General features: G+C 65.3%; 21 protein-coding genes and 1 tRNA gene. 10 read left to right on the top strand and 12 right to left on the bottom strand.

Annotated elements, in window-relative coordinates:
• Positions 1 to 6: 6 nt before the first annotated feature.
• Positions 7 to 426: a peptide-methionine (R)-S-oxide reductase MsrB gene (gene msrB / locus ZAL01S_RS08200; RefSeq protein WP_066082102.1), complete on the bottom strand. Its 420-nt coding sequence runs from the start codon at positions 424 to 426 to the stop codon at positions 7 to 9.
• 142 nt (positions 427 to 568) lie between these two features.
• On the opposite strand from msrB, the gene ZAL01S_RS10800 reads away from it, so the two are divergent.
• The 3 genes from ZAL01S_RS10800 (at position 569) to groL (ending at position 3282) form a co-directional block, all read left to right on the top strand.
• On the top strand, positions 569 to 946 hold the full coding sequence (locus tag ZAL01S_RS10800; RefSeq protein ID WP_066082099.1) for a DUF3263 domain-containing protein: 378 nt from the start codon (positions 569 to 571) through the stop codon (positions 944 to 946).
• Positions 947 to 949: 3 nt separating this feature from the next.
• Positions 950 to 1501 carry a LytR C-terminal domain-containing protein gene (locus ZAL01S_RS08190; protein ID WP_066082097.1) on the top strand — a complete coding sequence of 184 codons (552 nt, stop codon included), beginning with the start codon at positions 950 to 952 and terminating at the stop codon, positions 1499 to 1501.
• Positions 1502 to 1656: 155 nt separating this feature from the next.
• Complete coding sequence (groL, locus tag ZAL01S_RS08185) at positions 1657 to 3282, top strand: chaperonin GroEL (RefSeq protein ID WP_066082095.1); 1626 nt, start codon at positions 1657 to 1659, stop codon at positions 3280 to 3282.
• A gap of 134 nt (positions 3283 to 3416) precedes the next feature.
• On the opposite strand, the gene ZAL01S_RS08180 is transcribed toward groL, so the two are convergent.
• The 7 genes from ZAL01S_RS08180 to ZAL01S_RS08150 form a co-directional block, all read right to left on the bottom strand.
• Positions 3417 to 3707 carry a WXG100 family type VII secretion target gene (locus ZAL01S_RS08180; protein WP_066082094.1) on the bottom strand — a complete coding sequence of 97 codons (291 nt, stop codon included), beginning with the start codon at positions 3705 to 3707 and terminating at the stop codon, positions 3417 to 3419.
• 62 nt (positions 3708 to 3769) lie between these two features.
• A complete protein-coding gene (locus tag ZAL01S_RS08175) occupies positions 3770 to 5833 on the bottom strand; it encodes a HAMP domain-containing sensor histidine kinase (protein ID WP_066082092.1) in 2064 nt (687 codons plus the stop codon).
• Positions 5834 to 5887: 54 nt separating this feature from the next.
• Positions 5888 to 6592, bottom strand: a complete 705-nt coding sequence (locus ZAL01S_RS08170; RefSeq protein ID WP_066082090.1) for a response regulator transcription factor — start codon at positions 6590 to 6592, stop codon at positions 5888 to 5890.
• Positions 6593 to 6877: 285 nt separating this feature from the next.
• A complete protein-coding gene (locus ZAL01S_RS08165) occupies positions 6878 to 8527 on the bottom strand; it encodes a DNA repair helicase XPB (protein WP_066082088.1) in 1650 nt (549 codons plus the stop codon).
• A gap of 37 nt (positions 8528 to 8564) precedes the next feature.
• On the bottom strand, positions 8565 to 10256 hold the full coding sequence (locus tag ZAL01S_RS08160; RefSeq protein WP_066082087.1) for a helicase-associated domain-containing protein: 1692 nt from the start codon (positions 10254 to 10256) through the stop codon (positions 8565 to 8567).
• Positions 10253 to 10528, bottom strand: coding sequence for a hypothetical protein (locus tag ZAL01S_RS08155; RefSeq protein ID WP_066082085.1), 276 nt, complete (start codon positions 10526 to 10528; stop codon positions 10253 to 10255). Before ZAL01S_RS08155 ends, ZAL01S_RS08160 begins: the two co-directional genes overlap by 4 nt.
• A 94-nt stretch (positions 10529 to 10622) precedes the next feature.
• Positions 10623 to 12194 carry a peptide MFS transporter gene (locus ZAL01S_RS08150; RefSeq protein WP_066082083.1) on the bottom strand — a complete coding sequence of 524 codons (1572 nt, stop codon included), beginning with the start codon at positions 12192 to 12194 and terminating at the stop codon, positions 10623 to 10625.
• A 275-nt stretch (positions 12195 to 12469) separates the two neighbouring features.
• Here ZAL01S_RS08150 and ZAL01S_RS08145 point away from each other — a divergent pair, with 275 nt between their 5' ends.
• Both ZAL01S_RS08145 and ZAL01S_RS08140 read left to right on the top strand, forming a co-directional pair.
• Positions 12470 to 12853, top strand: a complete 384-nt coding sequence (locus tag ZAL01S_RS08145; RefSeq protein ID WP_066082081.1) for a cold-shock protein — start codon at positions 12470 to 12472, stop codon at positions 12851 to 12853.
• A gap of 42 nt (positions 12854 to 12895) precedes the next feature.
• On the top strand, positions 12896 to 13756 hold the full coding sequence (locus ZAL01S_RS08140; RefSeq protein WP_066082079.1) for a DUF3027 domain-containing protein: 861 nt from the start codon (positions 12896 to 12898) through the stop codon (positions 13754 to 13756).
• Between the two features lie 63 nt (positions 13757 to 13819).
• On the opposite strand, the gene serC is transcribed toward ZAL01S_RS08140, so the two are convergent.
• The gene (gene serC / locus ZAL01S_RS08135) at positions 13820 to 14932 is read right to left on the bottom strand and encodes a phosphoserine transaminase (protein ID WP_066082078.1); all 1113 of its coding nucleotides are present in this window, start codon (positions 14930 to 14932) and stop codon (positions 13820 to 13822) included.
• Between the two features lie 89 nt (positions 14933 to 15021).
• Between serC and ZAL01S_RS08130 the strand changes: the two genes are divergently transcribed.
• The 4 genes from ZAL01S_RS08130 (at position 15022) to ZAL01S_RS08115 (ending at position 19109) form a co-directional block, all read left to right on the top strand.
• Positions 15022 to 15726 (top strand): metal-dependent transcriptional regulator, encoded by a 705-nt coding sequence (locus ZAL01S_RS08130; RefSeq protein WP_066082076.1) that lies wholly within the window; start codon positions 15022 to 15024, stop codon positions 15724 to 15726.
• A 252-nt stretch (positions 15727 to 15978) separates the two neighbouring features.
• On the top strand, positions 15979 to 16995 hold the full coding sequence (locus ZAL01S_RS08125; protein WP_066082074.1) for a C40 family peptidase: 1017 nt from the start codon (positions 15979 to 15981) through the stop codon (positions 16993 to 16995).
• A 253-nt stretch (positions 16996 to 17248) separates the two neighbouring features.
• Positions 17249 to 18193: a CHAP domain-containing protein gene (locus ZAL01S_RS08120; protein WP_066082072.1), complete on the top strand. Its 945-nt coding sequence runs from the start codon at positions 17249 to 17251 to the stop codon at positions 18191 to 18193.
• Between the two features lie 379 nt (positions 18194 to 18572).
• On the top strand, positions 18573 to 19109 hold the full coding sequence (locus tag ZAL01S_RS08115; protein ID WP_066082070.1) for an HNH endonuclease: 537 nt from the start codon (positions 18573 to 18575) through the stop codon (positions 19107 to 19109).
• 51 nt (positions 19110 to 19160) lie between these two features.
• Here ZAL01S_RS08115 and ZAL01S_RS08110 read toward each other — a convergent pair whose 3' ends face one another.
• A complete protein-coding gene (locus ZAL01S_RS08110; protein ID WP_066082067.1) occupies positions 19161 to 19619 on the bottom strand; it encodes an SRPBCC family protein in 459 nt (152 codons plus the stop codon).
• 78 nt (positions 19620 to 19697) lie between these two features.
• Here ZAL01S_RS08110 and ZAL01S_RS08105 point away from each other — a divergent pair, with 78 nt between their 5' ends.
• A complete protein-coding gene (locus tag ZAL01S_RS08105) occupies positions 19698 to 21557 on the top strand; it encodes a helicase HerA-like domain-containing protein (protein WP_066082065.1) in 1860 nt (619 codons plus the stop codon).
• A 142-nt stretch (positions 21558 to 21699) separates the two neighbouring features.
• Here ZAL01S_RS08105 and ZAL01S_RS08100 read toward each other — a convergent pair whose 3' ends face one another.
• Entirely contained in the window at positions 21700 to 22374 is a 675-nt protein-coding gene (locus tag ZAL01S_RS08100; protein ID WP_066082063.1) for an AIM24 family protein, read from the bottom strand.
• 195 nt (positions 22375 to 22569) lie between these two features.
• Positions 22570 to 22641: transfer RNA gene (locus ZAL01S_RS08095), tRNA-Arg, on the bottom strand.
• Positions 22642 to 22691: the final 50 nt, after the last annotated feature.

Raw genomic sequence — 22691 nt, 5'->3', positions numbered from 1 at the left:
CCGACGTCAGCGCTCGTCGTCGTCCGTCTCGTCCGCCTCAAAGCTCAGCGCGAGCGAGTTCATGCAGTAACGGTCTCCGGTCGGCGTACCGAACCCGTCCGGAAACACATGCCCAAGGTGGGAACCGCACCGTGCACAACGCACCTCGGTGCGGAGCATCCCGAGCGAACGGTCCTCACGCAACTCCACCGCTTCCGGGCGAATCGTGTCGTAGAACGACGGCCACCCGCAGCCTGACTCAAACTTCGTCCCCGAACGAAACAGCTCCGCATCACACGCACCACAGCGGTACAAACCATCCCGGTGTTCGCCGAGCAACTCGCCGGTTCCAGATCGCTCCGTGCCAGCACGCCGAAGCACCTCAAACGCTTCCGGACCCAGGCGCGCGCGCCACTGCTCGTCGGTGAGAGAAAATTCGTAACTCATCGGGGGGAATCCTTCGCTCGGGGGAGGGAGTGTGGGATTTCCCGAGTGTATGCGCGCCCTCCGAAACTGCGCTCAGAGATCGTCATAGACTGGCCCGATCATGCGTTCGTGACCGTGACGCGAAGCGGAGGAGGATCGCCCTATGGGATATGCCCTTCCGCATGCAGTCCACGATCCGCACTACGAGACGTCTGATACTCCGAGCAGGGAAGCACACCCCGATCAAGCGGACGCAGCGTCGAATCTCAGCGACTTGGAACAGGTTGTCCTCCGCCTCGAGAATCAGTTCCCACGCCACAGCGCACGAAAGAACGAGCGCATCCGTCGAGATCTTCGCATCTCCACGACGCGGTACTACCAAATCCTCGGTACGCTCATTGAGAAGCCGGAAGCGCTTGCGTTTGATCCCACGCTGGTTGCGCGTTTGCGTCGGCTCCAGCACACTCGAGCGAGCGAACGTCTCGCCCGCCGTGAGATTCGACAGTCCCTTTCGCGAGCCACACAAGAAAAGATCCGGTAAGGCATGAGCAACTACCCCAAGGACCGATTCGACGATCTTCCCGTTGATCTGGATCGTCGAGGCGCCCACCGTGCACCGCGCAGCCGCGGCGCCAAACTGGCATCGTTCCTGTGGGGCCTCGCCGCCGTCGCTGTGCTCGTGATCATCGGCCTGGTCGCGATGAACATCATCGACAACATCGTCTCGGGCCGAGCGGGCGGCGAACAGCCGGCCGCGACGGAAACCACCGGCGCAACGCCCACGAGCACGCCGACCCCGACATCGGCGGTCGACCCGAACCTGTCGCTCACGGTGCTCAACGGCACCGACATCGGTCAGGTCGCCGCGAACTTCACCGCCACGCTTGAAGAAAAGGGCTGGTCCGTTGACGTCACGGACGGCGCCGATTCCTCGAGCTACGACACCACCACGGTGTACTACCCGAGCGACGACACAAAGGCTGCCGCAGAGCAGATCATCAGCGACATCGGAGGCGGCGAAGCCGTCATGAGTTCCGAGATTGCTGGCGAAGGACAAATCGTTGTCGTCATCGGCTACGACCTCGCGCAAGGCTAGATCTTCACGCGCTCATCGGCCCCGGTTCGCTGCCTGCGAATCGGGGCCGATGAGGTTTGCACTCACTGGGGCAGAGTGCCAATATTGGATTCGCACTCGGTCGCCTCGAGTGCCAACTCAGAACGCTCGTAGACGTCCGGGAAAGGACGAACCACATGGCAAAGATCATCGCTTTCGATGAAGAGGCCCGTCGCGGTCTTGAGCGCGGTCTCAACACGCTCGCCGACGCGGTCAAGGTCACGCTCGGCCCGCGCGGTCGCAACGTTGTCCTCGAGAAGAAGTGGGGCGCCCCCACGATCACGAACGACGGTGTGTCGATCGCCAAGGAGATCGAGCTCGAGGAGCCGTTCGAGAAGATCGGTGCTGAGCTCGTCAAGGAGGTCGCCAAGAAGACCGACGACGTCGCCGGTGACGGTACGACCACCGCAACCGTGCTCGCCCAGGCACTCGTCCGTGAGGGCCTCCGCAACGTCGCCGCTGGTGCAGACCCCGTCTCGCTCAAGCGCGGTATCGACAAGGCCGTTGAGGCTGTCACGCAGGAACTCCTCGCGTCAGCCAAGGACGTCGAGACCAAGGAGCAGATCGCTGCGACCGCTTCGATCTCGGCTGCTGACCCGCAGATCGGTGAGATCATCGCCGAGGCCATCGACAAGGTTGGCAAGGAAGGCGTCGTCACCGTCGAAGAGTCGAACACCTTCGGCACGACGCTCGAGCTCACGGAGGGTATGCGCTTCGACAAGGGCTACCTCTCGCAGTACTTCGTCACCGACCCGGAGCGCCAGGAAGCCGTCTTCGAGGACGCCTACATCCTCATCGTCAACTCGAAGGTCTCGAACATCAAGGACCTCCTCCCTGTTGTCGACAAGGTCATCCAGGCCGGCAAGCAGCTCCTCATCATTGCTGAGGACGTCGACGGCGAAGCACTCGCAACCCTCGTCGTGAACAAGATCCGCGGCATCTTCAAGTCGGTTGCCGTGAAGGCTCCGGGCTTCGGCGACCGCCGCAAGGCCATGCTCCAGGACATCGCCATCCTCACCGGTGGCCAGGTCATCTCGGAGGAGGTCGGCCTCAAGCTCGAGAACACGACCCTCGAGATGCTCGGTCGCGCACGCAAGGTTGTCATCACCAAGGACGAGACCACCATCGTCGAGGGCGCTGGCGACCCCGAGGCCATCGCTGGCCGCGTTGCCCAGATCCGCTCGGAGATCGCGAACACCGACTCGGACTACGACCGCGAGAAGCTCCAGGAGCGCCTCGCCAAGCTCGCCGGTGGCGTCGCCGTCATCAAGGCTGGTGCTGCAACCGAGGTCGAGCTCAAGGAGCGCAAGCACCGCATTGAGGACGCCGTCCGCAACGCGAAGGCTGCTGTTGAAGAGGGCATCGTCGCCGGTGGTGGTGTCGCCCTCATCCAGGCTTCGGCGAAGGTTCTCGACGCGCTCGAGCTCTCGGGCGACGAGGCAACCGGTGCCAACATCGTCAAGGTTGCGGTTGAGGCTCCGCTCAAGCAGATCGCCCTGAACGCTGGCCTCGAGCCGGGCGTTGTCGCCGACCGTGTGAAGGACCTCGAGGTCGGCAACGGTCTCAACGCTGCCACGGGCGAGTACGTCGACATGATCGGCGCGGGCATCCTCGACCCGGTGAAGGTCACCCGCTCGGCGCTGCAGAACGCGGCATCGATTGCTGGCCTCTTCCTCACCACCGAGGCTGTCGTCGCCGACAAGCCGGAGCCGGCGGCTGCTGCTGGCCCCGACATGTCGGGCGCACCGGACATGGGCTTCTAAGCACCTTCCACACTGAGCGGCGGGCGGTTCCTCACTTCGAGGGGCCGCCCGCCGCCGTTGTGCTGGGAGTGCAACGCACGAAGACGGGGACAGGGCCTTGGCGTGCGTGTGTACGCAGCAGATGGGCGCGGCACCTAGGCGGCGAACATTGCGTGGACGTCCTGTTCGACGCTGCCGTAGCTTGCCGACGCGGTACCGAGCGCCGCGTTGATGTTCTCGAGCGACTGCTCCACTGTGAGCTGGGTGGCGCGCCAGTCTTCGACGACCGTCTGGAACGCCGAGGAGGCGCCACCCTGCCACGTGGTCTGGAGGCCTTCGAGTCGAGTGAGGAGCGTCTGCACTTCCGCGCGGACGGTTTCGATAGAGGTCTGAGTGTTCGTGACGGTGAGATCCATCTCATCCGAGTCGACGCTGAACACAGCCATGATGCTTCCTTTCCTCGGTGCCGCCTGGCCGGGTGCCGGGCTTGGTGCAACCGAGAAGGACGCTAGGCGTCTGCCGTGTTTCCCGCAGATTTCCGCTGCAGAACTGTAGAAAGTTCGTTTTCCACATCCTCGGCGAGGAGCAAAGGGAAGATCAGACGGAAGGTCGCGCCGCCACCGGGCGTATCGACCACGTCGACCTTGCCGCCGTGCGATTTCATAATTGCGACCACGATCGCGAGGCCAAGGCCCGAGCCGCCAGTTTCACGAGCACGCGAGGTGTCGGCCCGCCAGAACCGTTCAAAGATCTTCTCGCGGATTTGCTCCGGCACACCCTCACCGTGGTCAATGATCTCGACGCTTGCCTCGCGGCGGGCCGGGTCGATGACGACGCCGAGCTCGAGCGGGCTGCCATCGGGGGAGTAGCGCATGGCGTTGCCGACGATGTTCTGGATGCACTGGCGAACCTTGTTCTGCTCGCCGTGAATCATCGCCGGAATTTCGACGAGCTCCTGCGGGATCGGTGCATCACCGGGGGTCGACGGAGCGACATTCGGTGCGGGGGCGGGCGTCGGGGCGCTCTGCGCGCGGCGGGAGCGCAGGAGCTTCCGGCTGCGAGGTGCGACGGCGGTCGCGCCAGCGGAGCCGGTGCCGCGTCCATCCATCGTGTTCCGGGACGCCGACTTCGAGGCTTCTACGGGTGCTGCCGGCGCCGAGGCGGCATCCGCCACCTTCTTCGAACGCCAGCGGAAGCGGCGTGCATTCGACACAGCATGATCCGCCGACTTCGAGCGGAAGGACTTCGCTTTCTCATCCTTCTCGCGGCGGTCGCGTTCGGCTTCCTCCGGGCTGATGATCGCGAAGGACTGCGTCGCGAGGATGTCGGAGACGGCAGCACCGCGGCGGTCCCGCTCGGCCTGATCGATGAGCAGCTCTTCGGGGATCTCGAGGCGCTTGCCGCCAACGAGGACGGTCGTCGGCGCATCCGGCGACGCATCCAGCGTTGCGAGGTGTGAGCCGGTGCCCTTTTTCGGCTGCTGCGGAGCCTGGGCGAACTCGTCACCGAAAATGACGCGCACGGGGAGCACCTGGACGGGACGGTCGGGGGCGCTCGCGTGCGCATCCATGGCTGCGTCTTCAACGAGGGATTCCAGATCGAGGAGTTCGCGCTCGGCCGCGGTCGACTCGTCGAGGCGCGCCAGTTGGAGAAGACCCTCGACGAGCGCCGTCATGCGCTTTGCCTCGGACTCGATGCGATCCATGGCGAGCGCGACCTTCTCTTCTTCGTCCAGCGCGCCCATGCGGTAGAGTTCGCCGTAGCCGCGCACCGTCACGAGGGGAGTGCGCAGCTCGTGGCTCGCGTCGCCAATGAAGCGGCGCATCCGCTCAATCGTCCGGTCGCGCTCCTCCAGCGCGGTGTCGATGCGGCCGAGCATTGCGTTGAGGGCACGCGAGAGACGCCCCACCTCGGTGTTCGGGGCGGCGCCAGGAAGACGCGCGTCAAAGTCACCCGCGGCGAAGGACATCGCCGTCGATTCGACGCGGCGCAGCGGCTGCAGGGTGGCGCTCACGAGCAAACGCGTGAGCGCAGCTCCAAAAATAACGACCGAAATACCGAAGCCCAAGAAAATGGCGAGGAAGGACGCCATCGTCGCGTTGACGTTCGACATCGGCAGCGCCATGACGAGCTGCCCGCTCAATTGCTGCCCGGAAGTCGACTCGACAGGCACGGGGATACCACGCCACGAGCCACCAACAGCGTCGTGCAGCGTGATGATCTCTTCGCCGGTGTCGGCCGGATCCTGAGCGAGTACCGCGAGCTCGCTCACATCCGGTGCGAGTGCGCGAGGTTCATCGCCCCAGTTGTCGACGAGCACCGTGCCCGTGTCGGTCAAGAGCGCCACATAGTAGGGGCGTGGTGCCGAACGAACATTTTCGAAGCCGAATCGGTTCGTTGTCGCGCTGCCACCAATGACGGTCTCAGGTTCGGCTGCGGCAGAGCGCAGCTGTGAGTCCATCTGGTCGACCAGCGTCGGGCGAAGCAGCAGCGTTGTCCCGATGCCAGCAACAATCAATCCGAGTGTCAGCAGCGCAATGATGACGAGCGTCAGCTTGTTGCGCAGCGACATCCGGCTCCAACGGAGCCCTCGAGTTGGCATGAATGGGGTACCGAGGGGAGAAGCTTAGGAAGCCTTACCCGCGGTGGGCACCTTGAGCATGTAGCCGAAGCCGCGCTTGGTCTGGATGAGCGGCTCTTCCGTGTGCTGGTCGAGCTTACGGCGAAGGTACGAGATGTACGACTCGACGATGCCGGCGTCGCCGTTGAAGTCGTACTCCCAGACGTGGTCGAGGATCTGCGACTTCGAAAGCACGCGGTTCGGGTTGAGCATGAGGTAACGCAGGAGCTTGAACTCGGTCGGCGAGAGGTCGATCGAGATGTCGCCGAGGAAGACCTCGTGCGTGTCCTGGTCCATGGTGAGTTCGCCCGTGCGGATCACAGCCTCTTCGTCCTCGGCCATGGTGCGGCGGAGGATCGCCTTGATGCGGGCCACGATCTCGTCGAGCGAGAAGGGCTTCGTGACGTAGTCGTCGCCGCCAGCGTTGAGGCCCTCAATCTTGTCTTCGGTGTCGTCCTTCGCCGTGAGGAAGAGGATCGGCGAGGTGAAGCCCGAAGCGCGAAGACGCTTGGTGACGCCGAAGCCGTTCATGTCCGGGAGCATGACGTCGAGGACGATGAGATCGGGCTCTTCTTCGATCACGGCCGAAATCGCGGCTGCACCATTGCCCACTGCGCGAACCATGAAGCCCGAGAAACGCAGGCTCGTCGCGAGCAGCTCGCGGATGTTCGGTTCGTCGTCAACAACAAGGATCTTGGGTCCGTCGCTCATGAGATCAAGTATGCCGCCACATCCCCTGGAGAAAAGCTGATGAGGGGCTGATTGACGGGCTGGATCGTCGCGGGCAGCTCATGGGGAGTGCTCCCCATCGCAGTTATGTGAGGTGTCGACGACACTGGAGGCAACGATCGGCGGCATCGCGGATCGAGAGGGGATCTCATGCTCGCCGCGCACCGCGGATCGGGATGGCCAACCAGGGGTGGGTGGCCGTCCCTGAGCTGAGCTTTCATGCGAGTGTTCGCTGGGCAGCAACGACGCGCCCAGGCCACCAGACCGCTATTCCGTGTCGGGTCCGGTCACCGTGTGGCCGTCGAGGATCGAGTACGCGTAGCCCTGCTCAGCAAGGAAGCGCTGACGGTTCTGGGCGAAGTCCTGGTCGACCGTGTCGCGCGTGACGATCGTGTAGAACGACGCGGAGACACCACTCGAGCTCGGTCGCAGCAAGCGCCCGAGGCGCTGTGCCTCTTCTTGGCGCGAGCCGTAGGAGCCGGAGATCTGAATCGCGACGGATGCGTCGGGCAGATCGACCGAGAAGTTCGCGACCTTTGAGACGACGAGCACGCGTTCCTGGCCTTCGCGGAACGCGGCGAACAGTTCTTCACGCTCGGCGACCGGGGTCTGGCCCGTGAGCTTCGGCGCGCCAATGTGCTCGGACACCTCGTCGAGCTGGTCGAGGTACTGGCCGATGATGAGGATGCGTTCCTCGCGGTGCTTTTCGAGGAGCGCGTCGATGACGGGGAGCTTCGCGGCGGCTGAGGCGGCGAGGCGGTAGCGCGCGTCGTCATCCGCTGCGGCGTACTCCATCCGCTCCTCGTAGGGCAGATTCACGCGGATCTCGAAACACTCAGCCGGCGAGATGAAGCCTTGGGCTTCGATGTCCTTCCACGGTGCATCAAAGCGCTTCGGCCCGATGAGCGAGAACACATCGCCTTCGCGGCCGTCTTCGCGCACGAGCGTCGCAGTGAGCCCGAGTCGGCGACGGGCCTGCAGCTCCGCGGTGAGCTTAAACACGGGGGCCGGCAGCAGGTGCACTTCGTCGTAGACGATAAGCCCCCAGTCGAGTGCATCGAGCAGCGAGAGGTGCGCGTACTGGCCCTTCCGGCGCGAGGTGAGGATTTGGTACGTCGCGATCGTGACGGGCTTGATTTCCTTCATCTCGCCCGAATATTCGCCGATTTCGTCTTCCGTGAGGCTCGTGCGGCGGAGCAGCTCTGCCCGCCATTGACGTGCCGACACCGTGTTCGTCACGAGGATGAGCGTGGTCGTGTCGGCGGCGGCCATGGCACCCGCGCCGACAATCGTCTTGCCCGCACCACAGGGCAGGACGACGACCCCGGAGCCGCCCTCGAAGAACTGAGCGACTGCCTGCTGCTGGTACCCGCGCATTGCCCAACCGTCCTCGACGAGGTCAATGTCGTGCGGGGTGCCGGGCGTGTAGCCGGCGAGGTCTTCGGCGGGCCAGCCGAGCTTCACGAGGCGCTGCTTGAGTTCACCGCGTGCCCAGTCCTGAACGCGGATGGCGTCGTTGCCAAGAGTCGCACCGAGGAGCTCCTTCACCTTCGCGTTGCCGGAGACCTGGCGGAGGACGGCTTCGTCGTGAGAGCGCAGCACGAGCCCCTCATCATCCCGTTCAATGACGAGCCGGCCGTAGCGGTTCACCGTTTCGGTGAGGTCGAGCGCCACCGAGGGGGGCACCGGGAACTTGGCGAAACGATTGAGGGTGTCGAGCATTTCCTCGGCCGTGTGGCCCGCAGCACGCGCATTCCAGAGTCCGAGACGCGTGAGGCGGTACGTGTGGATGTGCTCGGGTGCCCGCTCGAGTTCCGCAAACACTGCGAGCGCGTGACGAGCTTCCTCCGCCTCGGGATGCGCAATCTCGAGGAGGACGGTGCGGTCACTTTGGACGATGAGCGGTCCGTTCGGCATAGCGGACAAGGGTAGCAATGCCGGGTGAGGCAGAGCCCTAGTCGTCGGTGTCGTGGACGCCGGTGAGAGCGGAGAAGGGGATGGTGCGTTCCACGTCCGCTTCGAGATCGCGTCCACGGAACCGCGGGCCCGTCACGCTCGTCGGGACAAGCTCGAGCGAGCGGATGTCGCGGCCCATATTCACGTCGACCCGCACCGCACGCTTGTCGCGGCGGGCGCGGTCGAGTTGGCGGCGCAGCCACGCTTCCTCACCGTCACGGGCTTCTTCACGCTCGACGTCGTCGAGGAGTGCGTCGACAAGGCGCTCTTGCGACGGCGACAGCGTGGGTGCAGCGGCGACCGCCGTGCGCGGCACGTCGATCCGCCAGGGCGATCCATCCACGTGCTCGGCCGCGACGGGGACCTTGGCTTCGAGGAGCGAGTGGTAGACGCCCTCCGGATGCACGCGCGCCGAAAGCTCGTGCTGCCCGTGGCGGCGGAGGCCGAGCGCGGCGAGGGAGCGGTCAACTTCGAGCGCGTCAAGCAGTTTCGGGTCGTCGGCGAGGACACGGCATCCCCTCGCGAAGGGATCGTCGTGAGGGCGCACGCGAATCTCACCGTAGTGTTCGGCCACGTCGCGGATGAGGTAGTCGATGGGCTGCGGGATGCCGCCGATGCTCATGGCGTCGAAGGCTTTGCGAAGCGCATCCGGGGAGTCTCCGGCGGCGAGCGCGCGCGTGAGCGACTGCCGCGTCACGCGGAAGCGTGTGGCAATCCCGGACTGCTCAATCTCTGCCCGTGCGCGGAGCTGCTCATCAATCTGCGGCACGAGCGGACCGGGTGCGATGACGGCGCCATCGGCCTGGAAATACACCTGGTCAACGGCGTGCGGAAAGAGTTCAGTGAGGAGATCGCGCGCGGCGTCGACGTCGCCGTCGAGGACGAGCGCGCCGATGCTGCTGAGCGCGGTGCCCGAGTCGGGGTGCTCGGCGATGACCCCGAGCGCGTGCGCGGAATCGAGCTGCGCGGCGCTCGGCGTACCGGTAAGGAGCAGAGCGCGTTCGTGTGCGGTGACGGAGGTGAGCCAGCTCGTTGCAAGCGTGTGCCAGCGCTCGGGCATGCTTGCGAGGAGCCAGTCGCGTCCCGCCTGCGTGAGGGCGAGCGAGTCGCCGCGCTCGGCCATGACCCCAGCTCGGATCGCAAGTGATGAGAGGGCCGAAATGCTTTCGTGCCGGGCCTCGAGGCTCGCGGCGAGGCGGCGCACGTCGACACCTGCCATCCGCACGCCGCGGCGGTCATTGCGGGATGCGATCTGGCCCGTGTCGACGCGGTGGAGGAGTTCTGCGGCAAGCTGCAGCGCAGTGAAGGACTGCTCAGCAGCCGAAGCATCCAGTTGGCGCTGCACCGCGTCATCCTCTGGGTCCCCGGCACGTGCGGGGCCACCGTCCGCGGCACGGAGCTCCTCGAGCAGCCGCGCGACCTCGGGGAGGAGCTCGCCATCGTGATTGGTCAAAAGGAGCGCCCGCGCCTGGGTCATGGCATCGGCCTCACGGCCTTGCATGGCGACGACATCGCGCCAGGGGAGACGGCCGAGCGCCTCGGCAAGCTGCTCGGGATCAACGAGCCACTCGGCGAGGTCGATGAGCCCAGTGATGCCGCGGCTCGGTACCGCGCGCGCCTGCACAAGCTGTGCGAGCGATTCGCGATCAAGGTCGCGAAGCGCCGGCAGAAGCTCGAGCGGGGTGGTCACGAGGTGATCGACTCGCTTGCTTCGCGGCGTCGCGTGTTCGCGAGGATGCGGCGCACGAGCAGCACGATCGTTGCGGTGAGGGCGAGAGGAAGACCCCAGTACGCGATCGTGAAGCACACCACCCACTGCGGTTCGTGCCAGGTGCTCGCGCTCGTACCGTTCATTGTGGCGATCATGACGATGGCGAAGGCGATGAGTGCTGCGATGGAGCACACGACAGCGACGGCGACCAGAATCCGGTCAATGATCGGCGAATTGCTGCGTGAAGGCACCGAATCAGTTTAGGGGACGGGGCCTGTGCAACATGAGAGGAAGGGCACCCGGATGATCTCCGGGTGCCCTCGAACAGGCTGCGAGACGAGCGAATTACGCCTTCTTTTCTGCATCCTCGATCGTCGGGATGGCATCCGTGAGCTCAACGTCGGCCATGTGGCGGCGAATCCACGGCGACATTGCGAACAGCGCGATCGCGAAGACCGTCGTCATGCCACCAAGAATCCAGTAGAAGACCGTGTCCGACTGGTCCTCGAGGCCCGAGATGAACTGAGCAGCGAGGCTCTGGCCCACCGCCGAGGTGAGGAACCAGAGCGCCATAGCCTGCGAGGCGAAGGCGCGCGGAGCCATACGGGTCGTGGCCGAGAGGCCAACGGGGGACAGGCACAGCTCGCCGACGGTCTGGATGAGGAAGGCGACGGCGAGGATCCACCACGGCGAGGTCGCGCCCGGGAACATGTCCGAGGTGATCGCGAGGAACACGAACGAGAGGCCCGCGAGGAGCACACCGATCGAGAACTTCTGCGCGGTTGAAGGGAACTTGCCCGCAAGCTTCACCCAGAGCACGGCCATGAGCGGCGAGAGGAGCACGATGCCGGCCGGGTTCACCGACTGGTAGAGCTCGGGGTTGATGACGAACAGACCCGTGTCGAGGTTCGTGCGCGACTCGGCGTAGGTCGCCATCTTCGCGGCAGCCTGCTCAAAGATCATGAAGAAGAGCATCGCGCCGATCCACAGCGGCACGTAGGCCATGAGGTGGCTGCGCTCGTTCGCGGTGACCTTCTTGCTGCGGAACATGAGCACGAAGTAGCCAATCGAGAGTGCGATCGACACGAGGCTGATGGCATCCACGACACCACCGAGGATGATCTCCTGCGTGAAGCCCTCCGAGAGCGCGCCGCGGAGCATGGCCGCGATGAAGAAGACGGCGACGCAGGCGAGGACGATGCCGAGGAACTTGAACGGCAGCTTCTTAAGGTCGTCCGAGGACAGCGGGTTCGAGATGTCGTCCACCGTCGAGGTGAGCTGCTTGCGGCCGAACACGAGGGTGATGAGGGCGAGGGCCATACCAATGGCGGCGGCGAGGAAGCCCAGGTGGTATCCACCGACCATGCGCAGCGCACTCACCACGAAGGGTGCGAGGAGCGAGCCGATGTTGACCGACATGTAGAAGATCGCGAAGGCACTGTCGCGGCGCGCATCCTTCATCGAGTAGAGGTGGCTCACGAGCGTCGACACGTTCGGCTTCAGGAAGCCCGTACCGAAGGCAACGAGGATGAGGCCGAGCCAAGCCGTCTGCTCCATCGGCAGTGAGAGGAAGATGTGACCGGCCATGATGACGACGCCACCGTAGAGCGTTGCCCGTCGTGCACCGAGCATGCGGTCGGCTGCCCAACCACCCACGACGGTGAGGAGGTAGACGGAGGCACCATAGGTCGTGACGATCGCTTCACCGAGCGACTGGTCGAGTCCGAGACCGCCGTTGGCGATCGTGTCGACGATGAAGTAGAGCAGGATGGCGCGCATACCGTAGTAGGAGAAGCGCTCCCACAGCTCGGTGTTAAAGAGGAATGCCAGGCCAATGGGGTGGCCGACGAATCGCCGGTCGCTGAGGATCGCGGCGTCGCGCTCGCTCGGCGAAGACGGTGCCTTGGGCGTCGTCACAGTGGTGCCTTTCACAGGGCGACGACGGTCATGGAACCGTCGCCGCAAATGGATGCCCCCACCTATGGAAGGGGTACTACATAGGAGCGGCCCATGTTAGGTGAGTGACGCTGAGAGCGAAATAGCGCTGTTGAATGTCGCACGATCTCGACCGAGCAGGCCCCTCCGGTGGTGGGCCTCGTACAATAGGGAGCGCGATCGCGTCATCCAGCGCGCCGAGTCCGCCGGATGAGCGAGACGTTGCGCGGGAAGCGATCCCTGAAGAAGGAGTACGCATGCCCACCGGCAAGGTGAAGTTTTACGACGAGGACAAGGGTTTCGGGTTCGTTCAGGCGGACGACGGTCAAGAGGTGTACCTCCACCGCACCGCACTCCCGGCCGGCGTGACCTCGCTGCGCACTGGTGCGCGCCTCGAATTCGGTATCGCTGATGGCCGCCGCGGTGCCCAGGCGCTCTCGGTGCGTCTGCTCGAGCAGCCGCCGAGCGTCGTCAAGATGAAGCGCAAGCCCGCTGACGACATGGCCGTCATCGTGGAAGATCTCGTGAAGCTCCTCGACGGCGTTGGTGCGCAGCTTCGCCGCGGACGCTACCCCGAGGGCCGCAACGCTGAAAAGGTCGCCGCGGTGCTTCGCCGCGTCGCTGACGAACTCGACGCGTAGCCCTCGAGACGCGCGCCGCACACGAACGCTAAGGAGTACCGCATGGATGTCGATGAGCAGATCGACGCCTTCGACGACCCGGAGGCCCTCGTCCCTGTGTATGCGGGGCCGGAGCTTGACCCTGAGCGTGAAGCCGTCGCCGTGAAGCCCGCCCCGATCGACCGCGAGCTCAACGACCCTGAGCTTGCGCCGTCGATCGAGCTGGCTCGTGCTGCGCTCGCGGAGGTTACGAACCCGGACGACCTCGGCGAGCTCTGCGGCATCGTCGATGAGGGCGAAGGTGTCTACTCGCTGCAGTTTGAGACGAAGCGTCCCGGCTACCCCGACTGGCGGTGGACGGTCAGCCTCATCCACCTCGCGGATGAAGAGGCGCCGACGGTGCTCGAGACGGAACTGCTGCCGAGCGAAGACTCGCTCCTTGCACCGAGCTGGCGTCCGTGGGCGGAGCGCCTCGCCGAGTTCGAAGAGGCGGTCGCTGAGCGTGAGGCTGCGGAAGCTGCTGCTGCCGAGGGTAGCGAAGGGGAGGATGGCGAAGGCCGCCCGGTTCGCCGTGTGCAGCGTATTGAACGCACGCGCCGTCGCCGTCGCACCCGCAGCGGTGAGGTCATTATCGAGGACTCCGCGGATGCTGCTGCTCCCGCTGCTGAGGCTGAAGCTGAGGCGACTGAGTCGCAGGACGTGGCCGACGTCGAGCAGGACGACGCAGCCTCGGTTGCCGAGGTGGCAGCGGCAGAGGCGGAGGCAGCGCCCGAGCCGCAGGCTGAGGACACATCCGAGGGTGCCGAGCCTGCTGACGACGCGAGCCAGGCTGAAGAAGCCGCTCCTGTCGCCGAGACAGCACCGGCGACGCCCGCCAAACGCCGTGGCCGTCGCCGCATCGTCGTCGACTCAGCGAGTGAGTAAGGACCGACACAAACAACTGGGGAGTCACCAATCCAGTGACCCCCAGTGTTCGTCTGACGCTCGTTACGCGAGGCGTTCGACGACCCAGTCGATGGCCTTCGTGAGGCGCTTAATGTCGCTCGGGTCGATCGAGGTGAAGCACGCGATGCGCAGCTGGTTGCGCCCGAGCTTCCGATACGGCTCCGTGTCGAGGATGCCGTTCTCACGGAGCACAGCCGATGCCTTCGCCGCATCCACGCGCTCGTCGAGGTCAATCGTGGCGACGACGCTCGAGCGAATCTCGGGGCGGCTCACGAACGGGGTCGCGAAGGACGACGCCTCAGCCCACTCGTACATGATCGCGGAGGAAGCGTTCGTGCGGGATGCCGCAAAGTCCATGCCACCCGAGGCATTGAGCCACTCGAGCTGCGATTCGAGGAGCAGGAGCGAGGCGATCGCCGGTGTATTCAGCGTCTGGTTCTTCCGCGAGTTGTCGACCGCGTGCTTGAGCGAGAGGAACTCAGGGATGTAGCGGTCGCTGGCGGCAATCCGCTCGATCCGCTCGATTGCGGCGGGGGAGACGGCCGCGAACCAGAGCCCGCCGTCGCCACCGAAGTTCTTCTGCGGGGCGAAGTAGTAGACATCGGTCTCGGCGAGGTCGACCTTCGTGCCACCGGCCGCACTCGTGGCGTCCACGACCGTCAGCGCGCCGTCTGCGGCGACACGTCGCACCGGGAGCATCGCACCCGTCGAGGTCTCGTTCTGCGGGTAGGCGTAGACGTCGATGCCCTCTGCTGGTGCACACTCGATCGCGTCGCCCACTGGCGCTTCGCGAACCTCAGGCTTCTCGAGCCACGGAGCTCGTGCAGCCTTGGCGAACTTGCCACCGAACTCACCGAACACGGCGAGCTGGGCGCGGCGCTCAATGAGGCCAAAGGAGGCGGCATCCCAAAACGCGGTCGAGCCGCCGTTTGCGAGGAGGATCTCATAGCCGTCGGGGAGCTCGAAGAAGGTTGCGAGGCCCTCGCGCACGCGCCCGACGACATCCTTCACGGCAGGCTTCCGATGCGAGGTGCCCATGATCGACTGCCAGGAGTTGGCGATGTGCTCGGTCTGTTGTTTGCGAACGAGCGACGGTCCACAGCCAAAGCGTCCGTCGGAGGGGAGAAGATCGGTGGGAAGCTGCAGATCGGTCATGTCATCACCCTAGAAGCTGGCACCGAGCAGGACAGTCATCCAGTGGCGATAAGCTGACGAGCGCTCGTGCGGAAAAGGAGGGAGGCGGTATGGCAAATCTGGTCGACACGACTGAGATGTACCTTCGCACCATCCTCGACCTCGAAGAAGAGGGCATCACGCCGCTGCGTGCGCGCATTTCAGAGCGTCTTGGGCACTCTGGCCCGACCGTCTCGCAGACGATCGCCCGCATGGAACGGGACGGCCTGGTCGCCGTGGCGAAGGACCGCCGGCTCGAGCTCACGGACGAGGGGCGCGAGGTGGCTGTTCGGGTGCTCCGCAAGCACCGTCTCGCTGAGGGACTCCTCTCACAGGTGATTGGCCTTGGGCTCGACCAGGTGCACGACGAGGCCTGCCGCTGGGAGCACGTCATGAGTGACGAGGCGGAAGTGAAAATCTTCGAACTGCTGGGCCGCCCGAGCCAGTCGCCGTATGGCACGCCCATCCCGGGGCTCGAAGCCTTGGGTGCGCCGGCGGCCTGTGACTTCTTGGCCGGGGTGGATTCCGTGGGTGAGCTCGCGTCGAACTCGGTCGAAGGGGAGCGCTCCTCCGAGGTGATCGTTCGTCGTCTCGGGGAGCCGATCCAGTCCGACCAGGCAAGCCTTGAGGTGCTCGTCGAGGCGGGTGTGCTGCCGGATGCGCGAATCACGATCGAGCGCGTGCCGGATGGTGTCGCGGTGTTCCGAACGGGATCGGACGCCGGTGTCGTGCTGCCGCTCGAACTCGCAGATCATCTCTACGTCGCCGCGCAGTAACGCCGCCGCCTGTGCCCTGATCTGCAGGTGGTTGGGGCGGAATGTGCCCCGATTTGTGAGGGCTTCGGCACCAATTTGAGACCAGGGCGTGACTTTTCCGTGATCTTTGCGTACAGTAACTCCCAGTCACGAGGCGCTCCCCGCGCCTCAGGCCCCGGATGACGCGCTGCACTTCCCACCCGTCGCCGAGGTTCCCCTGGAAACACCACGGGGTGGGCGGTGCGAGGCACCGAAGCGCAGGAGGTACTACCCGTGACCAACACTCAGACCCAGGCGCCGCTCACGCGCCGCCAGGCCCGTGAAATCGAGCGTCGTACCGGCGTTCGTCCGATTGCTGTCGCACCCGCTGCGCCCGCTGAGCACATCCAGCTCGCTGAGGCCTCGGCTGCTGCTATCCGCCACGACACCGGCTTCATTGAGCGCAACGACGTCGTTGAACTGCGTTCGGTCGTTCCCACCGAGGTCTTCGACCGCGAGGAGCTCTCGAGCTTTGCGAACCGTGGCCTCACCATTCGTGCCCAGAAGCCTGCCGCCCTCGTGGCCAAGCAGCGCCGCCGCAACGTCGTGACCGTCGCTGCCGCCGCCTCGGTGGCTGCCGTCGCATCGACGGGCCTCCTCGTTCCGCTCGCCCAAGGCCAGTCGAACGAAGCGCACCAGGCTGACCTCGCTGCCGCTGCGCAGGCTCAGGATGCAGAGGCTGCTGACGTCGTTGCCGCAAAGCCTGAGGTTGAGCGCGTGGTGACCGAAGTTGTTGAGGCGCCGGTTGAGGCGTTCGATCGCACGGATGTCGCATCCTTCGACTCCGAAGTTGAGGCGGCCACCGTCACCCAGGCCGCGACGACCACGAACAACACGCAGGCCTCGAATGGCAACTCGCAGGCCTCGAACGGCAACTCGTCGTCGACGAGTCAGGCAAACTCGCCGGTCGCCATCCCGGCCGATGGCTCCACGCTCGACATTGCCGTTGCGCTCGGCTCCGGTGCCTCGTATGTGTTCGGTGCTGAAGGCCCAGGCGCGTACGACTGCTCCGGCCTGGTCAAGGTTGCGCTTGCACAGCGCGGTATCTCGGTTCCGCACTCCGTCTCGGGCATTGCCGCTATGGCAACGCCGATTTCTGCCGCTGAAGCTCAGCCCGGCGATCTCGTCGTGGTTCCCGGTACACACATCGGTATCTACGCGGGTGGCGGCCAGCAGTTCTCCGCCATGAGCCCGAGCATGGGCATCGGTTACGGTGCACTCTGGGGTAACTACCAGTTCTACCGCATCTAAGACACGCCGCACGCGGACATCGATCCGCCTGAACACGGGCCAGATCCCAGGGGATCTGGCCCGTGTTGTTATTTTTCCGAGATTTAGCGTGACAATTTCGTGATCTTTCGTTACCGTAGGTTCATCAAGTCATCAGGTGCTGCTTGCCGGCGCCACAGACCCAGCGTCGCGCTTCATTCCCGCCCGCCGCTGAGGCACCTTGGTTCCAGACCACGGGCGGGAGATGTGAACATCGGAGCGCCGGAGGAATGACGTGACCTACACCCAGACCACTGCGCCGCTCACGCGCCGTCAGGCCCGCGAGATCGAGCGTCGCACAGGCATCCGCCCTATCGCGGTTGCGCCCACGACCAACAACGAGCAGCTCCCTACTGCATTCCGCCACGACACGGGCCGCATCGAGCGCAACGCCCTCGCCCAGATCACTTCGGTCGTCCCGACCGAGATCTTCGACCGCCAGGACTTCGGCAAGCAGCTTGCTGAGCTTGCTGAGACTCAGAGCGTTGAGCGCGGCATGACCGTCCGTGCGGCGGTCCCGGCGGCCCTCGTTGCCAAGCGTCGCCGTCGCACAGCTGCCTCGTTTGCCGCTGCGGCATCCGCAGCTGCTGTGCTTTCGACGGGCGTGCTCGTTCCGGCCGCAGAGTCGAACCAGACGGCCGACGCCCACGCCGCTGATCTCGCGGCCGCAACCGCCGAGCAGGAGCAGGCTGTCGCCGAGGCTGCACCGGCTGAGCCCGCCGCCGAGCAGGTCATCACTGAAATCGTCGAAGCCCCCGCTGAAGCATTTGACCGCGGTGACGTTGCCTCCTTCGACGGTGGCGTTGATGGCGGGGCTATCGCCAACTCGAGTTACGACACCCCCGTGTTCAATGTGTCCAACCCGTACCCGGGCGGACAGTGCACATGGTGGGCCTTCCAGCGCCGTGCCGAGCTTGGGATCGGTATCTCTGGTGCCTGGGACAACGCCAACATGTGGGCGTCGCAGGCTGCCGGCGACGGCTACACGGTTGATGACGTGCCGACCGTCGGCGCGATCGCTGTGTCGCAGGAAGGTCCCTACGGCCACGTGGCCGTCGTGGAGTCGGTTGAGCGCGGCGCCTCGGTCACGATCTCGGAAGGGAACTACGCTGGGCACTCGATGGGTCAAGAGCGTGTGCTCTCCTGGAGTGAAGCGATGCAGCTCCAGTACATCCACTAGGTCATCGCGACATATTGCAAGGGGTCAGCCGCCGTGGGCTGGCCCCTTTGCCGTCCCGGCTCAACATCAGGTGAACGCCTGGTGACGCTCTCTCGAGGAATGCGCGTGCATTCGCCCGTGCGCCAGATCGGTGGCGTACCCTATGCCCCAAGACCGACAAGAGGTGGTGACAGGTGCAAGATCGGAGCGGACGCAGTCGCGTTGCTCTCGCGCGCCTGGGCAGCGGATTCGAGCTGTGTATGCCCTTGCTCACGACCGCAATAGTTGCGGTGCGCAAACAAGTGTTCGCGACGAGCGACCTCGGGACTCTGCAACGGGTGCTGCCTGCAACGGCGGCGCCCGTTTGTTGTTTGTCGGGCCCGATTGGTGAGGAGGCCTTGTGCGCACGCTCGTGTTGAACGCTGGATACGAACCGCTCGGAGTCGTCACTGACCGACGCGCACTCGTGCTCGTCCTGAAGGGCAAGGCCTCTATGCTCGAGGCTGACGCGACGGTGCCGCTCCACGGCGCGAGCGACACGTGGCCGCGCCCGCGGGTCATCCTTCTGAGCCGCTACATCCGCATCCCCATGGCCCGCATGCAGCCAGTGAACCGCCGGGGCGTACTTCGCCGCGATGACAACGTGTGCGCGTACTGCGGTGCCTTCGCCAACACGATCGACCACGTGCTGCCCCGCTCGCGCGGGGGAGCGGACAGCTGGGAGAACCTCGTCGCCTGCTGCCTCAAGTGCAACAACGTGAAGGGCGACCGTACCCCGCAGGAGATGGGATGGCGTCTGCGCTGGGAGCCGAAAAAGCCGAAGCCGCAGTCGCGCTTCGCCCGCGGCTTCGAGAACGACCTCCCAGACTGGGCGCCGTACCTCCCCGAGGTGTTTGCGAGCGTCGAGCAGCACGCCCCGCAGGCGATTGCCGCGTAAGGCAGGGACTTCGCTCGCTGGTGTTGCGCCGGCGCTTCGGCGCCTCGCGCGTTACTCGGAGAACGCGAGCAGGTGCGCGGCCGACTCGAAACCGGCCATGCGGCGGTTCGTGCGCGCCGTGATCCACTGCTCGATACCTGCTGCGGTGAGCTTCGGAAGGAAGGCTCGCTTCACGGTCGCGGTGTGCTTCCACGTCACCTTCGTGCCGCACGCGGTGTCTTCCACCCGGATGCTCTCGCCGTAGCTCTCGAGCCAGCTCGGTCCCTTCACCATCTTGCAGGCGGATGCTGCCGGCTCATGCCACGCGGTCGTCTGCAGGAGAAAACGCATTCCGTCACGACCCTTGATGAAGCGGATCGTGCCCTGTTTGTCTTCCTCGGCGCCGCGAACGAATCTGGATGTCGCGGCGCCCGGATCCCAGGAGGCGCGTTCCACGCCGAGGGAATGAGCGAGCTCGAAGGCACGCTCGGGGGCGATGGGCACGTACACGGTGGCTTCGGCGAACGGCATACCCACAGCCTAGAAGTGCGAAGTGCCCAGCAGCTGAACTCGGCAGAATCGAAACCTTGCCTGGTTAGAGTTTCCACCATGAACGACGCGTCATCCGGCACCCCGGAATCGGCCGACCTCGAGGCGGCCCGAAAAGCATTTGAAGAAGCTCAGGCAGCCCTCGCGAAGGCCGAAGCTGAAGCCCAGGCGCGAGCCGCCGCCGAGCAGGCACCCGCACCCGCGGCGGCTGACGCAGCCGGTGCGGAAGCCGAAGCGGCCGTTGCCCACACGGCAGCCGCCGAAGCCGCTCCGGCCGCCCCAGCAGCGGCTCCTGCCCCGGATACTCCTGCAGCCGCCGCGATCACCGTCCCCGCCGGACCGCTCAGTCCGGAGCAGGTTGAGACGATCCGCGCCGGGTACGCCTTCGACGGGCTCGCCCTCGAAATGGGTGCGCTCGTCAACGGCGAGGCGATGCCGGAGGTGCCCATCCGCATCCCGATCGCCATGACGAACCGCCACGGTCTCATCGCCGGTGCCACCGGTACCGGTAAGACGAAGACGCTGCAGGTGCTCACCGAGCAGCTGTCGGCGGCTGGCGTGCCGGTGTTCGCTGCCGACATTAAGGGTGACCTCTCGGGCGTCGCGACGCCGGGTGAGCCCAACGAGAAGCTGCTCGCCCGTACGAAGGGCATTGGCCAGGACTGGACGCCGCAGGCTGCGCCGGTCGAGTACTACTCGCTCGGTGGCCGCGGCGCAGGCATCCCGATTCGCGCGACCGTGTCGAGCTTCGGCCCGCTCATGCTCGCCCGCGTCCTCGGCCTCAACAAGACCCAGGAATCGAGCCTCGGACTCGTCTTCCACTACGCGGATGCTGCTGGCCTGCCGCTCGTGGATCTCGGCGACCTGCGCTCGCTCCTCAGCTACCTCACGAGCGACGAGGGCAAAGCTGAGCTCGAAGGTATCGGCGGCCTTTCGAAGCAGACCGCCGGTGTCATTCTCCGCGAACTCACCGTCTTTGCGGACGGCGGCGCGGACGCGTTCTTCGGTGAACCCGAGATCGACACCTCGCTCTTCCTCCGCCAGGCGCCCGATGGGCGCGGCATCGTGTCGCTGCTCGAGGTGCCGGGCGTGGCGCAGCAGCCGGAAGTGTTCTCGACCTTCCTCATGTGGCTCCTCGCAGACCTCTTCAACGACCTCCCAGAGGTCGGCGACCTCGAGAAGCCCAAGCTCGTCTTCTTCTTCGATGAGGCCCACCTGCTCTTCACCGGCGCCTCGAAGGAGTTCCTCGAGCAGGTGACGCAGACCGTGCGTCTCATCCGCTCCAAGGGCGTCGGTATCTTCTTCGTCACCCAGACGCCGAAGGATGTGCCGAACGACGTCCTCGCCCAGCTCGGTTCGCGTGTGCAGCACCAGCTTCGTGCGCACACTCCGGATGACGCGACGGCGCTCCGCGCGACCGTGCGCACCTACCCGAAGTCGGGCTACGACCTCGAGCAGACCCTCACGAGCCTTGCCACCGGTGAAGCCATCGTGACGGTGATGGGGGAGAAGGGTGCTCCGACGCCGGTGGCCTGGACGCGTCTTCGTGCCCCGCAGGGATCGATGAGCCCGACGCCCGCTGCCCAGATCGAGCAGCACGTGAATGCATCGCCGCTCATGGCACAGTATGCGAACCGTGTCGACCCGCAATCGGCGACGGAGATGCTGGCGCAGAAGATGAACGCCGCGGCCGAGCAGGCTCGTCAGGAAGCTGAGGCGGAAGCCCAGGCGAAGGCTCAGGCGCAGGCTGAGGCTGATGCCCGGAAGGCGCAGCAGCCCTCGCGCAGCCGCACGACAGCGCGTCAGGACAAGAGCATCGTTGAAGAGGTGCTCGGTTCACGCACCGGCCAGACGGTTGTGCGTGAAGTGGTGCGCGGCGTACTCGGCACGCTCCTCCGTGGTGGCGGACGCCGCCGCTAACGCTCGGAACATACGCGAGGGGCGGGAACCGAATACGGTTCCCGCCCCTCGCGTGCTGGTGGGTGACAGTGCGCCCAGGCTGTGGCGGCTAGGAGAGCAGGTCTCCGATCAGGCCGGCAGTGTCCGAACCACTCCCGCCGCTCTACGCAGCGGCCGTGACCGGTGCGCCCTCGGACGGCTGGACCACCACGAAGCCGGGGCCGTGGAAGGCGAGCTGGAACGATTCGCCCGAGCCGCGGCCGATGAGCGAACCGAACTTAAAGTCGTTCTTGATGGTCGGGACGAGGTTCGACGACCAGCACACAGCAGCCTGCGGGTCGACGAAGGTGGGCTGACGCGAGCAGTCGAGGAGCATGGGCGGGCCATCGCTCGTGACCGCGACAACACCCTGGCCGTTCACGACGAGGTTGAACAGGCCGCCAGCCAGCATGCCGCCGTTGACCATCGACTTGATGTCCCAGTTGAGGTTTGCGTCGAAGGCGAGGAGCGAGCGGGTGTTGATCGTGATGCCGTCGCCGGTGAGTTCGAGGAGGAAGATGTCCTCGGCCTGACGTGCGAAGAAGACCTCACCCATGCCGCGAACGCGCATGAGGTTGCCGCCCTCACCCGAGACCATCTTCTTGAGGAACTTCGAGGCCGAGCCCGAACCCTCGTAGTTGAAGTCCATCTGGCCCTGGTAAGCGACCATGGCACCCTGTGCGGCGAGCACATCGAGCTGGCCGTTCATCGCGGTGCGGAGCATCTTCGACGACTGCAGCGTCCATCGCTGGTCGGTCTGACGCTCCTGGTTCGCCTGATCAAAAAGTGGACTGCGCATTGAGGCCTCCTGAGGACCGCCGAGGAGCGGTCATGATGAGTGAGATCAGCGTCAGTGTAGGCATCCGAAGTGGCCCACGAGTGAACTTTCAACCCCGAGGATGAGGCGCTCGATCCTTGAGTTTGAGTGGAAGACCGGGGTCGAACGCGATCGATCGTTGGGCCTTCGATGGTCATGTTTAGAGCGCACAAAAAGTGCCCCCGGAGGGACTCGAACCCCCAACCCTTCGCTTAGGACGCGACTGCTCTTCCATTGAGCTACGGAGGCAGGCCAAGCCAGTCTAGCTGGGATGAGGCTGAAGAATCCTCCTCATCTGG

The organism is [Zimmermannella] alba NBRC 15616, from assembly GCF_001570905.1.
GTDB classification, from domain to species: domain Bacteria; phylum Actinomycetota; class Actinomycetes; order Actinomycetales; family Microbacteriaceae; genus Pseudoclavibacter; species Pseudoclavibacter albus.
Note: the sequence above shows the minus strand (reverse complement) of the source record. Positions and strands in the feature narration are given on the sequence as shown.

Bases quoted from the DNA above. Each gene is read 5' to 3' on its own strand.
- msrB (WP_066082102.1), bottom strand. From the start codon at position 426: ATGAGTTACGAATTTTCTCTCACCGACGAGCAGTGGCGCGCGCGCCTG.
- ZAL01S_RS10800 (WP_066082099.1), top strand. From the start codon at position 569: ATGGGATATGCCCTTCCGCATGCAGTCCACGATCCGCACTACGAGACG.
- ZAL01S_RS08190 (WP_066082097.1), top strand. From the start codon at position 950: ATGAGCAACTACCCCAAGGACCGATTCGACGATCTTCCCGTTGATCTG.
- groL (WP_066082095.1), top strand. From the start codon at position 1,657: ATGGCAAAGATCATCGCTTTCGATGAAGAGGCCCGTCGCGGTCTTGAG.
- ZAL01S_RS08180 (WP_066082094.1), bottom strand. From the start codon at position 3,707: ATGGCTGTGTTCAGCGTCGACTCGGATGAGATGGATCTCACCGTCACG.
- ZAL01S_RS08175 (WP_066082092.1), bottom strand. From the start codon at position 5,833: ATGTCGCTGCGCAACAAGCTGACGCTCGTCATCATTGCGCTGCTGACA.
- ZAL01S_RS08170 (WP_066082090.1), bottom strand. From the start codon at position 6,592: ATGAGCGACGGACCCAAGATCCTTGTTGTTGACGACGAACCGAACATC.
- ZAL01S_RS08165 (WP_066082088.1), bottom strand. From the start codon at position 8,527: ATGCCGAACGGACCGCTCATCGTCCAAAGTGACCGCACCGTCCTCCTC.
- ZAL01S_RS08145 (WP_066082081.1), top strand. From the start codon at position 12,470: ATGCCCACCGGCAAGGTGAAGTTTTACGACGAGGACAAGGGTTTCGGG.
- ZAL01S_RS08140 (WP_066082079.1), top strand. From the start codon at position 12,896: ATGGATGTCGATGAGCAGATCGACGCCTTCGACGACCCGGAGGCCCTC.
- serC (WP_066082078.1), bottom strand. From the start codon at position 14,932: ATGACCGATCTGCAGCTTCCCACCGATCTTCTCCCCTCCGACGGACGC.
- ZAL01S_RS08130 (WP_066082076.1), top strand. From the start codon at position 15,022: ATGGCAAATCTGGTCGACACGACTGAGATGTACCTTCGCACCATCCTC.
- ZAL01S_RS08110 (WP_066082067.1), bottom strand. From the start codon at position 19,619: ATGCCGTTCGCCGAAGCCACCGTGTACGTGCCCATCGCCCCCGAGCGT.
- ZAL01S_RS08105 (WP_066082065.1), top strand. From the start codon at position 19,698: ATGAACGACGCGTCATCCGGCACCCCGGAATCGGCCGACCTCGAGGCG.
- ZAL01S_RS08100 (WP_066082063.1), bottom strand. From the start codon at position 22,374: ATGCGCAGTCCACTTTTTGATCAGGCGAACCAGGAGCGTCAGACCGAC.